This window comes from Candidatus Magnetominusculus dajiuhuensis, assembly GCF_046044395.1.
Taxonomy (GTDB): Bacteria; Nitrospirota; Thermodesulfovibrionia; order Thermodesulfovibrionales; family Magnetobacteriaceae; genus Magnetominusculus; species Magnetominusculus dajiuhuensis.
Genome location: NZ_JBJUSG010000104.1, coordinates 1 through 13,491, shown reverse-complemented (window position 1 = coordinate 13,491; position 13,491 = coordinate 1). Strand labels below are relative to the sequence as shown.

Annotated in this window: 10 protein-coding genes; 8 read left to right on the top strand and 2 right to left on the bottom strand. The window is 45.5% G+C overall.

The features are described from left to right. The first annotated feature begins 247 nt into the window (after positions 1-247). The 6 genes from AB7D94_RS13105 (at position 248) to AB7D94_RS13080 (ending at position 6,312) form a co-directional block, all read left to right on the top strand. The gene (locus tag AB7D94_RS13105) at positions 248-1,801 is read left to right on the top strand and encodes an outer membrane protein assembly factor BamB family protein (RefSeq protein ID WP_420266337.1); all 1,554 of its coding nucleotides are present in this window, start codon (positions 248-250) and stop codon (positions 1,799-1,801) included. A 72-nt stretch (positions 1,802-1,873) separates the two neighbouring features. Further along, positions 1,874-2,275: a response regulator gene (locus tag AB7D94_RS13100; RefSeq protein ID WP_420266336.1), complete on the top strand. Its 402-nt coding sequence runs from the start codon at positions 1,874-1,876 to the stop codon at positions 2,273-2,275. A 46-nt stretch (positions 2,276-2,321) separates the two neighbouring features. Beyond that, positions 2,322-2,720, top strand: coding sequence for a rhodanese-related (seleno)protein (locus AB7D94_RS13095; RefSeq protein WP_420266335.1), 399 nt, complete (start codon positions 2,322-2,324; stop codon positions 2,718-2,720). 127 nt (positions 2,721-2,847) lie between these two features. Next, positions 2,848-4,488 (top strand): histidine kinase dimerization/phosphoacceptor domain -containing protein, encoded by a 1,641-nt coding sequence (locus AB7D94_RS13090; RefSeq protein WP_420266334.1) that lies wholly within the window; start codon positions 2,848-2,850, stop codon positions 4,486-4,488. Then, entirely contained in the window at positions 4,472-5,371 is a 900-nt protein-coding gene (locus AB7D94_RS13085; RefSeq protein ID WP_420266333.1) for a response regulator, read from the top strand. Before AB7D94_RS13090 ends, AB7D94_RS13085 begins: the two co-directional genes overlap by 17 nt. A gap of 479 nt (positions 5,372-5,850) precedes the next feature. After that, positions 5,851-6,312 (top strand): hypothetical protein, encoded by a 462-nt coding sequence (locus AB7D94_RS13080; RefSeq protein WP_420266332.1) that lies wholly within the window; start codon positions 5,851-5,853, stop codon positions 6,310-6,312. A 379-nt stretch (positions 6,313-6,691) separates the two neighbouring features. Here AB7D94_RS13080 and AB7D94_RS13075 read toward each other — a convergent pair whose 3' ends face one another. Further along, positions 6,692-8,566, bottom strand: coding sequence for a hypothetical protein (locus tag AB7D94_RS13075; protein ID WP_420266331.1), 1,875 nt, complete (start codon positions 8,564-8,566; stop codon positions 6,692-6,694). A 187-nt stretch (positions 8,567-8,753) separates the two neighbouring features. After that, the gene (locus AB7D94_RS13070; protein WP_420266330.1) at positions 8,754-9,614 is read right to left on the bottom strand and encodes a cyclic nucleotide-binding domain-containing protein; all 861 of its coding nucleotides are present in this window, start codon (positions 9,612-9,614) and stop codon (positions 8,754-8,756) included. A 373-nt stretch (positions 9,615-9,987) separates the two neighbouring features. On the opposite strand from AB7D94_RS13070, the gene lpxK reads away from it, so the two are divergent. Beyond that, positions 9,988-10,989, top strand: a complete 1,002-nt coding sequence (lpxK, locus tag AB7D94_RS13065) for a tetraacyldisaccharide 4'-kinase (RefSeq protein ID WP_420266329.1) — start codon at positions 9,988-9,990, stop codon at positions 10,987-10,989. Next, the gene (locus AB7D94_RS13060) at positions 10,986-13,082 is read left to right on the top strand and encodes a PAS domain S-box protein (RefSeq protein WP_420266328.1); all 2,097 of its coding nucleotides are present in this window, start codon (positions 10,986-10,988) and stop codon (positions 13,080-13,082) included. The genes lpxK and AB7D94_RS13060 overlap by 4 nt, the downstream gene beginning before the upstream one ends. Positions 13,083-13,491: the final 409 nt, after the last annotated feature.

Genomic DNA, 13,491 nt, shown 5'->3' with positions numbered 1-13,491 from the left:
CTTCCCTTTAGTGGGAGTTTCATGATGATTGTGCATATTCTTAGGCATAAGGACAGATTCCGGACAAGCCGGAATGACAGACAAAGAAAAGAACGGTCTGGAAATAATTGCAACTTCCCATGAGAACTTGTTTTATTCGTTAGAACAAAATTACCGTGTATTTCCGTGGCCTCAGCGGGTTTGTTATTTTAGCCGAAATATAGTATTATAGTGGCATGCGTCATTACTGGACAGAGGCAGGGCGAAAATGGGGCTATTAAACACTATAGCGATAGTAGTTATATTACTGGGCGTTTTGACTATAATAATTGAGTTCATCTTCTTTTTTAACAACAGGGCTACCCTTATAATCCAATGCGACCAGACAGACGCCCCGATTTACGTTAACGGGGTGCTGCAGGGAGACAGTAACATAGAGACCAGAATACCCCCGGGTACTCACAGCATATCAATACGCAAAGACGTCAGCGACGGCAGCTACTATACCTACGATGGCGTGGTAAATGTGGGCAAGGGAGCTGAAAAAAGGCTTGATATAAAACTCGAAAGAAAATTTACCGAGCCATATTTCTGGGGAAAGGCCAACTTCAGCAAAAATAAGGCCGACTATGAGGATTATCTGGAAAAATACCCCGAAGGCAGATTCGAGGCGGAGGCTAAGGCGGCAATAGAGGAGATTTACCACAACGAAATAACAGGTCTGCAGTCGTGCGCCGAGTACCTCAGACTCTATCCGTTTGGCAAATATGCCAAGGATGCAAAGGCAAGACTGGAAGAGCTCACCTTCGCCCTTTGTGATTCAATGGCCGGTTGCAAGAGATATATTGAGAAATACCCCAACGGCATATACAGCGGGGACCCGAAAATCAAGAGGATAAAAAAACTCCTGGCTATGGCTAAATACAATCCGGCCAGAACTCTCGACGGCCATAAAGCCGGCATTAACTGCATAGTTTCTACCGGCGATAAGTTTTACTCATGCTCGGATGACAAGACAATTATCGTCTGGGACGGGGCATATTTTAACAAGCTGAAAGTCCTGGAAGGCCACACCGACAGCGTCTCCGCGCTGGATATTGCAGGGAATATTATGGTGTCGGCCTCTGAAGACAAGTCCATTATCATATGGAATATTGAGGAGAATCCCCCCGTTGCCGTCCACACGCTCACAGGGCACACAAGCTGGGTGCCTTGCGTGGCGATTTCAGGCGGTTTTATTGTCTCCGGCTCGGATGACAAAACCGTTAGAATCTGGGATATCGAAACCGGCGAACTCATCAGAACCCTTGAAGGCCACCACGCGGGTATCTGGTCAATTGCCGTAGCGGAAGGGTTTATTTTCTCCGGCTCAGAGGACAAGACTATTAAAGTCTGGAATATCGAGACCGGCGAACTCATCAGAACCCTTGAAGGGCATAAGGACAATGTATGGGCGCTAACCATTGCGGATGGCCGCCTCTTGTCCGCCTCATGGGACGACAAAATAATTATTTGGGATATTAATACAGGGGCACCCTTGCATACTATCAAGGCCAACTCTGCCCGAATTTACAGCATTAACGTACATAATGAAAAAATATTTGCCGGTTCATGGGATAAAAAAATACGTGTTTTTGACCTCTCAAGCGGTACCCTTTTAACAGAACTCGACGGGCACCGCGACAGCGTTTATGCCATTGAGGCCCACGGCGATAAAATGCTCTCCGGCTCGCTTGATAAAAATATCATAGTTTGGGAACTTCCACTCTACCAACAAACCGAACCAAAACAGCAACAAGAGGCATCAACAACAGATTTCTGACGGCATGAGAGCACGGGGGATTTATCAGTAAAGTCGTGCGCGCATATTAATTATTTAACGATGGAGGGAATAATGAGAATACTAATAGCCGACGATGATTCTAACAATCGAACTGTATTACAGGGGATGCTGACAAGTTATGGGGATTGCGACGTCGTAGTTACCGGCAAGGAGGCATTTGAGGCATTTGTCCTTGCGCATGAGGAGAAGCAACCCTATGACCTTATCTGCCTTGACATAATGATGCCCGTAATGGATGGAAATGAAGCGCTGATGAAAATGCGTGAATATGAGCAGCAACAGGGACTGACGATGCCTTCACAAGAGGCGAAGATTGTTATGACTACCGCCCTCGACCACCCTAAGGACATAATAAAGGCATTCTACAAGGGCGGCTGCACGGCGTATCTGACAAAGCCTATAACTAAAAAGGCGCTCGTTGAGCAGCTAAAAGATATAGGCGTGCTGACGTGACCGTTGTGCTTACTGATTTAACAGGAAGTACTCAGGAGGAGGACATATGAAAAAAGATTTGTTAGTGTTGTTGTTTATTTTATGTATCGCAATGATTCAAAGCACAGCCAACGCTGGTGATGTGCCAAGGACTACCGTAGATGAGCTTAAGGCAAGGCTCGGCTCTCCTGACTTAATTGTCATTGATGTACGCACACAGGGGGCGTACGATGGCAGCAAGATGAGAATTAAAGGGAGTATTCGTGAAAACCCAGCGCAGATTGGGCAGTGGTCTCAGAAATACCCCAAAGACAAGGAGATAGTTCTCTACTGCACCTGACACGAAGAACACACAAGTGCCAGTTTGGCACAGTGGCTGTTACAATCGGGTTACACAAAGGTATCTGCCCTTAAGGGAGGCTGGGATGAATGGGAAAAGGCGCAATACCCGGTGGAAATTAAATAGCGCTATTTGGACAGGGTAAATGGGGACGGGCTACTTTGCGTTATCAACAGTTATGGATACAAATTTCAAACGGACGAACCTCCACAGCCTTTGAGCATTGTCATGTTCGTACGACGGAGAAAGCGGCATGATTGGCCTTTATGACGACGATAAGATCATTTTTCGGGACGACGGCGATGGCACACTGCCAGAGACGACAGAAAAATGGAAGATACTGATAGTTGACGACGAACAAGAGGTACACCAGATGACAAAGCTGGTGTTAAATAATTTCGTCTATGACAACAAGCCGCTGGAGTTTCTCAGCGCTTATTCTGGTGCCGAGGCAGACCGCCTCATCACCGAAAATCCCGACATCGCGGTTATCCTTTTAGACATCGTCATGGAAGACGACCATTCGGGCCTGAATGTCACAAAATTCATCAGAGAGGAACTGAAAAACAATCTCGTACGGATTATTCTCAGGACGGGACAGCCCGGGCAGATGCCTAAACAGCAGGTTATTGTCCAATACGACATCAACGGTTACATGGAAAAAGGCTCATTGACCAGTGGGGATTTTAAGATGTCGCTGCTGTTGGCCTTAAAGACTTATCGGGACATCGTAGCCCTCAATGACAATAAGACGCAGATTGAAAAGGCAGGCGTGGAAAACACAAAGACAAGCTCACAATTAACCACGTTACTGGCGTCTATTAAAGATATGATAAGCATTAAAGACATCTCCGGAGGATTCGTTTTAGTAAATAATGCCTTCAGGGAGTTTATAGGATTAGGCGAGGAGGAAATTATTGGCAAGACGTATGAAAATTTCTTCCCCCCGGCATTTGCGAAAAAAGAAAGAGAAAGTGACCGTGAGGTATTGGAGACATTGACATCGGTGCAAATCGAACAGGTATTAAGCGGCAGTGAAGGGAATGTTTATCTTGAGACAATCAAAAACCCAATTTATACAAAGACAGGGGAAGTATTCGGATGTGTCGCCGTATCAAGGGACATTACAGAGCGTAAGCTGAATGAGCGGAGACTTCAGGAAATCAACGAACAGCTTAACATGGAGATTGAAAGGCGGCAGCGTGTCGAAAAGACAATCTTATCGTCGCTGAAAGAAAAGGAAATCCTGCTTAAGGAGGTACACCACAGGGTAAAGAATAACTTGCAAATAATCTCAAGCCTGCTCTACCTTCAATCAATAAACCTGAAAAACGTCAACCCGCAGGAGGTCCTTTCCGAAAGCCACAGTCGTATCCGCTCTATGGCATTGGTACACGAAAAACTATATAAATCCGGGAATCTTGCCACAATTGACTTTGGGCAATATATCAGGGAACTCGCGTCAGATATTCTATATTCCTTTGGCGTACCCGGGGGCAGGATAACCCTCAATATGAAATGCGCCAGTATCCTGCTGGATGTGGAGACCTCGATTCCCTGTGGTTTAATCGTAAACGAACTTGTGTCAAACGCGGTTAAGTACGCCTTTCCTGGCAATACCAGAGGGGCAATACATATAAGCCTTGATGAGACCCCCGGTGGTATGCTGCGTCTTGTTATAGGCGATACCGGCGTGGGCGTTCCAAAGGATGTGGATATTTTTAATTCCGATTCATTGGGGCTAAAGCTTGTCAACAACCTTGTAAAGCAGATTAAGGGAACACTCGAACTCACTGGCAGCGGCGGGACCGAGTTTATGATAACATTTCAAAAAACGGCCATGAATAAAGAGCAGTCGGCGGAGGAGGAATCTGAGAATGGACAACAAGGATAAGTTTGATCCTAATATTTGTAAAGACGCATTTAAGAAGTTTCATGACGTTAGCGAGCCTTTTGCCGGGAAGACAGGGGCTAAATGCTGGGAGGTCGTCCATTGTCCGCAGGAGGTTATGCGCACATGTCCGGCTGTGCTGCAAAACTCGGAAAGGAAGTGCTGGCTTGTGGCCGGGTCATTAAGCGGGCGGAAAGATTTATCCCCGCACTGCACACGATTAGGCTCATGTAAACAATGTGATTTCTATAAGGCCGCCAAACACGCTACCGACGATGAGGAAGCCGGCAAGGTTGCCATCCTGATTGTCGAGGACGAGGCAATTGTGTCAATGGAGATACAGGAACGGGTAAAAAGACTGGGCTACCGGGTATGCGACGCCGTGTCAACCGGTGAGATGGCCATTGAAAAGGCAGGGGAAAAGCACCCTGACCTCGTGCTCATGGATGTCAGATTAGCCGGGCAAATGGATGGCGTAGAGGCGGCGGAGGCCATCCAAAGGCAGTTTAGAATCCCCGTGATTTACCTTACCGCTAACTCTGACGAAAAGACCGTTTTGAGGGCGAAACTGACAGAACCCTTCGGCTTCATTCTAAAACCCTTCCATGAGAGGGACTTGCGAACAAACATCGAAATGGCCATGTATAAGCACAAAATGGCGGAGGCGTCGTCATTACAGAGAAAGATAACCGACAGGCTTATGAACAGGACTATTGAAGAGGCAAATCAGGAAAATATGAAGCTCGCCGACGAGATAATCAGAAACACCAAACTGGCCCTCACAGAGACCTCCCCGGAGGCACAGAAAGAGTACCTGCTGAAACTCGCCAAGTACGCGGAAAGCCTTAACTCGCGGTTACAAAAGAAACCAGACAGCGGCAGTTGAGCTAGGGAAGAGACAGCGGCGATTATACTTATCATATTGCTTTTGTTAAATATTTACCTTTGATGCTACACCAAAATCCATCGCTGCTGTTGAAGATGGGTTAGACTTGTATAGTCGCATCATGGTATCAGGCTCAACTATGATATTTCTGTATGGCCGTTTTGAAAATAACAATTGGGCATGCATATTGCCTCAGGTAAAAATCTATATGAAAGCATTTGTATTATTGCCGTAGTTTTTGTTTTTAGTCAAGTTACGTTTAGCCTAAGTCTCTTTTAAGCAGGCGAGTTCATGGAGCTTTTCCTGCCGACGTGTCATACTTCTTTTCAGCTCTGCGGGATTTAGTGTCCACTATTGACATCACAGCTCAGAATAAATCCCATAGTGCAACCGTGCATATTTTGATTGCTTTTCCCCCCCTGAATGTGGCATCATAGTAGCTGTCGGTATAAATTATTTCAGGAAGACAGAGGAGGACGATGATGAACAAAAAGATGACGGAGACCTTTGATAGGCTACTAGAGCTGGCCAGTGATTTCGTAGAGCGCCAGAAGGGTACATGGGACCATACGACATGGCTGGGCTTTTTGGATGAGGTGCAGAAAAAGGGCATTGAGCTGACAACCGATATGGAGCGTTATGTCGGCTTGGTGCTTGAGACATTGAAAAAGGTTTACAATGCCTCTACGAACATTGACGGCATCAGGAATGTTATGATAGACATGTCCTCTCAAACGGCAGACTTCGTAAAGAAAACCAGAGGCGTCTGGAATCAATCGGATGGAGAGGTCTTCCTGAAGGAACTTCGGCAAAAGGGGCTTAACCTCAACGAAGACATGATGTCCTATTTTGGTGGAGTCCTTGAAGCGGTAAAAGGGATATATGCCTCTATAAACAAAAGTCCCGACAGGAATAAGACGCCCGATACAGATAAAAAATAAACATGCGCGTCCACGCTTAAGGCAGCCCATCCCCACGATTACATGGGAAGGGTGGCGGGGTGCGCGTTGCCCTCCATATCAATGCCGCTGGCATAAGGCAGCAGGGCTGACCGTTTCTTCGTGTAGGCTGCTACCCCAGTGGCAGATGCTGTTTCCTTCTTATATACTAAGCCGTACATTAGTAAGATGACATTGCTAACCGCTAAATCGCAATAAATTTACCTTAGTCTGTCATTCCGGCTTGTCCGGAATCTTATTTGCCTTGAGGATGCGTAGAAACAGATTCCAGACAAGCCGGAATGACGACAAGACAACCGAGAATGAAAGGCCATTTTGTGCGAGAGCATGTCCTCATACTTATGTACTCATTAATAACTGGTCACAATATTCCTATCGCCGCATGGTGGAGGTGTTGAAAGCCGCTTAGGCGAGCGTCGTTGTCGTCAGTTTCCCATTCGTTTTTCGTACCTGTTGCGATGTCAATCATGCCTATCGTCCTCGCCACAAACGCTCCATTTTCAAAGGTACAATATGTATAGGCCATATAGCCGTTGTTTATCTGGCACGAGGCCGCGGCAATGTCCCCCGCCAAAGCAGCCTTAATCAGGTTGCCGTCCTTTGTTTTATACGCGATGTAGTATGAAGAAACCGTAGGCTGGCTTATTTGGCTCGTTATCGGCGTGGGAATTGTCCCGTCGTTTACGTTTGGCGTATCGCTTGACTCTGAGAAATAAACGTAACTCTTATTATATATGATAATAAAGTAATCCGCGCCATTCATATTATCAAAGGCCGTTACGTGAATATCACGGTAGCCTGATTTAGTGGCCTTGTGCCTTTCCCCGATAGAAATTGGCAACAAGCGTATGTTGCCGCGGCCTGTTGAGGTGTTTAAAAATGATTCGACTTTTAGTGTGGCATTAAACTTGCCGCTGCCCGTCACACTTCCACTTGCGGATATAGCGCCATCTCCAAAGCCGCCCTTGGCGTCACCAGAAGAAGCTACCAGCGTCATCGCCGGCTTTGAGCCAGGTATCCAGTCAAGACGGTTGCTGTCATATACCGATTCCACGTATTGTGCGTTTTCGATCTCTATATCTCCCACCATCAGCCTTTCTATCCTCTTGCATGTAGTATCGTTGACAGCCGTTTGGCCGTTATATACCCATGTGTCTGAGGTAGTAGAGAAAATCGGCGGCGTCCTGTCCAGATACCATCTGCTGTCCACGGTTAAATTCAGGGTATATGGGTATTGGATAGTCCCACCTTTGGGTATAGTATTGCTTACTATTTTGACAAGGGCGTTGTCCTTGTCGAATATGTCTATTACCTGCCAGGTCATCCAGTTGTATCCTGTCTGCCAGGGCGTGCCGGTTATATAATCGCTGCCGATTAGCGTGCCGACAATATAGTCTTTATCCTCTGGCGTGGCCTTATATACGACCTCGTTTTTCCATAACTGATAAAACTCATCCTCAGGGAAGAGGCTTAACTCCCTGTACATAGCACCGGTGCCAAGAAGCTCTTGTTGGTTTTTAAACATGCAGCCAGTGACATAACCGTCTCTGCCGCTTGTGTAGGCATGTCTGCTTCCCGGTAGAGAAATAAACTGTGTCGGGTCTTCAACATATTTGCTCATCCCCTTTGCTTGTGTCTTAGACCAGTTGCTAACATAGCTGCTGCCTACTACTCTTTGCTTGTCCAGTACCAATAAAGTCGAACTCCACGAGGTCGGCATGAACTCCGCATAATCTATCGTTTCGTTATAGGCAAAGATGGAAGGCAGTGAAGCGGCATAGACCCCATCACCGGATTGAACGCAGAGCGTAAGGCCGGTGTCCGAGATTGAAAGGCCGTCTCCCATCAAGCCATCAGGGCTAAGGCCAACTGAGCCGTTACTGTCGTTGCGCCTATAGAGTAAAACCCTGTAGTCCTTGCCTTTTTTATTGCCTGATGTGTCATAGATTAACTCATATTCATAGCCGTCGGCCTCCCTGGACGTGTCTCTTATGTATATGAGCATAACTCCGGGTTTGCGGGGCGTTGCGGTGATTGAAATGTAATCAAAGCCGGGTATGGATTTGATGAGTATCTCAGCGCCATCAACACCTATAACACGATTGTCAAAAGAGATACCCCTCATGGCCATAAGATGCTTCATCTCTCTGAGTTTATTTTTGGCAAATGGCAGATACATCTCGCCGCCTTCAATGTCGAGCCTCAAAGGATTATTTTCGTTTGCAAAGCCGTCCACAATTCCTCCTCACAACAATTATAATGATTCAGGCAGCCGCCCTTAGCCGACAAATAATACAGCCGACCAATACACTATAACACATAATAGATTATTTGTCAAGCAATAAGCATTATAATATTATAACGATAACAAGCATTGTGATTGTTTAATGAAGTTGTGGCGGTTTCTTATGTCCGGGGCTGTGTTATGTTACAGGGGCGTCCTGGGCGCGGCCTACTAATTTTGCCTGGTCGGCCATCATTTGCTTTATCTTAATGTTGGCACCGCGCAGACGTCTGCTGAAGATATGAGTCAGTTTCTTAAATAGCTTAAGGGTAACAATGTCGTCGTAGCCCTCCATGATTCTCTTGTCGAACTCAAGCAACACGGTATCGTCGTAGGCCTTTGCCCTTGCTGTTCGTGGAGAGCCGTCGAGGATGGACATCTCGCCGAAACAACTGCCGCGCTTTAACCGCGCCAGCACCTGTTCCCGTTTTTTATTAACCATCTGTGATATGACAATAATGCCATCCACTATGACATAGAATCTATCTCCGGGCTGGCCATCCTCAAAGATGATGTCGTTTTCTTTGTAGTTTCGGCACTTGCTGATTTTCAGGAGTGTTATCAGCTCTTCGTCTGTCAAAAAAGAAAAGAAGTCCAGCTCTCTGATCTTTCTGATTGTCTTACTGACGGCCATTGGAACGCTCCTGATGGAGTCTTCTATGGCCTTTTCCATTTCATTGAGCTGGAATGGGTATTTTATTATTGCGGTAATGCCGTCTCTGTACATTTTTTTAAGGTCCTGCACCGCAATTTCGCTGTCTATCAGGAGTATTACCTTGACGGGAACCTGTCCGGGGTTTTCCCTTAACGCGTCAAGAAACTCTCCTTCGTACATGTTAATGGTATTGAAGTCAGCAAAAAGCAGGTCAAACTTCTCGGATTTAAGCACATTAAATACGCGCGCCGGCACGGAAACCCCTGTGATACTCCCATACCCCAGGTACTGCAAAATACCCTTCGTGGCATCAATACTCTTCTGGTCAAAGTGCAAAATAAGCATTCGTAAATTCTTCTCAGCCATGCCTTAATACTAAATCAGACGCCGAGGTATTGTCAATATCCTATCAGGGCAAACGCATTAGAAATTGCCTCCCTTATTTGTCATTCCGGCTTGTCCGGAATCTGTCCTTATGCCTCAGAATATGCACAATCATCACGAAACTCCCACCAAAGGGAAGATTCTGGACAAGCCGGAATGACGGCAAGAGACAAAGCCGGAATGACGGCATAGGTATCTTCTGCTTTATTTTTCAAATGTGTTTGCCCTGTCAAGAAGGATCCTCATCAGGCCAAAATTGCTATAACATATTTTTTATCGAACCTCTTTTCTTTTTTGGATAGGAAAATATACACTTTCAGCAGTAATGTTTACAATGAATCCACTGCAATACGTCTACTATTCGGCCTTCACGTGGGAAAAACAGCGCGCTCTGAAAAGGCGCAGGCGGCTGCCGCATACGGTCATAAGCCTGGGCAACCTTACTGTGGGAGGCACGGGGAAAACTCCGGCGGCTATTGCGCTTGCGAAGGAGGCCCAAAGGCGTGGGCTGCGCCCTGTAATCCTCACGCGCGGCTACAAGGGAAGCATCAAAGGCCCGTGCTTTATATCCCGCGGCATGGGCCCGATAGTAACCGCACAGCAAGGCGGCGACGAACCCGTGCTGATGGCACATAGACTGCCTGGAGTTGAAATCATCAAGGGTGCCAACAGATACGAGGCAGGGCTTCTGTCTGAACGGGGGGATTTCTTTATCCTCGACGACGGGTTTCAACACTGGGGTTTGCACCGCTCAGTTGACATCGTCCTCATAGATTCAATGAACCCTTTCGGAGGCGGCGGCCTCCTTCCAACGGGACGCATGAGAGAACCCATAGACGCGCTTAAAAGGGCTAACCTCATCGTCAAAACCAAAATGGCGCGTCCATCGAAGGAACTTTATACGTCGGGTTATTCGATTAACGGCGTAACAATCCCGCAACCGGCCTCATCGAAGTTTGTTTATGGGGCAGCGCACACGCCGTCATGTCTGCTCAGCCGTGACGGAGCACAACACCCGCCTTCGCATATTGCCGGCAGAAGGGTCATGGCGTTTTGCGCTATCGGCAACCCCAGCGGCTTTCATCAAACGCTCACATCATTGGGCGCGAACATAGTTCATATGATGCAATTCAGAGACCACCACTACTACACAAAGGCCGACGCGCGAAAGATACTTCGCGCCGCAGGGGCACACCGCGCAGACATCATACTTACAACAGAAAAAGACATGGCAAAGCTGCCCGATACGATGTCTGATGTCCTGGCGCTTTGCATAGACTTCGCTATTGAAGCGACATTTTACGACGAGGTATTTAATCTGGCGATTTCTAAATGAATCAATGCTTAAATGGGGGATATTCGATGAAAGAGGGCGTGGAAAAAACAAAAGAGCAGCTCATAGGAAAAGAAAGTCAGCCGCCACAGGAAAGTCCAAACCATAAAATCCTGAAAGCGCGGTACAGGGCTATTGTCGAATTTGCAAACGACGCAATTATGACCGCAAACGCAGAAACAGGCATTATCGTAGATGCAAACCAAAAGGCGCTGGAAATGTTTGGTTATAGCAGGGAAGAAATTATAGGTATGCACCAGAGACAGCTCCATCCTGTTGACGTGTTGGAGGAAGCCAGGGAGTTTTCCAGAACTTTTGTGCAACATATTAAAAAAGGCAAATCATATGAAGGCAAATCATACGTAGAGGAAGATAAAATGATTTGTAAAGATGGGACGATATTGGACGTGAGCATCAGCGCGGGGGTAATTGATACCGGCGATGAGAAATTGATAATCGGGATTTTTCGGGATATTACAACTCAGAAAAAGCTGGAACAAATTAACAGAAAGAAATTTGACATAACAGAAAGATATGCAAAAGAACAGGGAATTTTAAACTCTATCCTTAAAATATCATTATCACCTGATTCTCTTGCCATGCAATTACAGATGATATTAGAGATTATTATGACAAACACTATGGTTTCATTGCACTCAAAAGGAAGTATTTATCTCTGTGACGAAAGGAATAAAATGCTGCAAATCATAGCGTCTCATAACTTCAGCGAGGAACAGAGGGTTGCCTGCTCAAAGATTCCTTATGGGACATGTATATGTGGATCAGCGGCCTCTACAAAAAGGATAGTATTTTCATCGGATTGCAGCAAAGAAGGGCACACTATTACATATCGTGATATGGCCCGGCATGGACATTACTGTATCCCAATTGCCGCCCCTGACAAATTGTTGGGAGTACTCAATCTCTATGTGGACGAAGGATATGAACGGAATGACAGGGATAAATTATTTCTGATAAACGTTGCCCAGATACTCGCCGGCGTCATTGAAAGAAAGTATGTCGAGGGCGAACTGGATGATTATAGAAAAAATCTTGAGACGCTTATATCCCTAAGAACGAGGGAACTGAAAGAAAGTGAAAAGAAATACCGGCAGCTCACAGAGCTTTCACAGGACGGCATATGGCTTATTGATGAGGCGAAAACAACTACTCTTGTTAACAAGGCAATGGCTGACATGCTTGGATACACGGTTGAGGAGATGATAGGTGTCCCGGTGTTTAACTTTATAGATGAGGAAGTGAAACAGACGACAGAAGATGCTATTGTCAAACTCCATGAAGGAGGCGTTAAAATACGTAATGAAGATATATTCATATGTAAAGATGGGGGAAAAATCATAGTTTCGGTTGCCGCGGTGCCTATACTTGATGATAATCAAAACAGCGCAGGTTCATTTGCGGTTGTAAGGGATATAACCGCGCTGAAAAAAGCGGAGGAGGATTTAAAAAAATCTCTCTCAGAAAAGAATGTATTGCTTGAGGAATTGCAGCATCGGGTAAAGAACAATCTGCAAGTTATTTCAGGCCTTATACGGCTTAACATTGACAACATCAGAGATAAATCAGACAGAAATATATTTGTAGATACCCTAACAAGGATAAGAACCATCGCGCTGGTATATGACAGACTGCATCACACAGAATATCTTTCGGATATTGACTTTAAAAGATACGTGACACATCTTTCAGATGATATATTTATTGCCTTCGACATTGATAGAAATAAGATTGATATAAAATTGGACGTCAGTGATTTTGTATTAGATGTAGATTCTGTAGTTCCCTGTGGCTTAATAATAAATGAGATCCTGACAAATATACTAAAACACGCATTCAAAGACGATATGGTTGGTGAGATTAAACTATCAGCCCATATATTAGACAATAATGAGGTTGAAATATTCATAAAAGACAATGGCGTTGGATTGCCTGAAGGCTTTGACTTCAAAGACGCGAGGACATTAGGTTTGACTCTGATAGGTGTACTTATAAATCAACTCGAAGGAACTATAGAGTTTGACGGGTCAAACGGCACAGAAGTCCGCATAAGATTTAAACCTGAAAACAGCCACTAAATACCACAAACACCGTAAGTTCAGCAATTCTCGGTGAAGGTAAAATGATAGTGAGAATGCGTGTTTACAGAGAAGTGTAGAAATATTTTTCGCGCACAAGAGCGGAGCATACTACTATACAAATATATATCTAGATTTTTATATGAATATATGTATAGACTGTATATGTGCATACAAAGAAGCATTTATCCTAAAAAAAGCAGTTGAAAATCACAAAGACTGGCTTATAGCCTTGTTTTACAAGGAAATTAGGCGTCTGCGGAGCAGTACTTTTTGCCTACTTTTGGGTGAGTGGCTTTTGTTCATAAGAGCCTGATTTTCCTCATTATATTGAATTGAACTGCTTTTTTTAGGTTTATCCTTCGAAGCCTTGTGCGAGACGATGAATAAACGTGTGGCAAAGATAGAG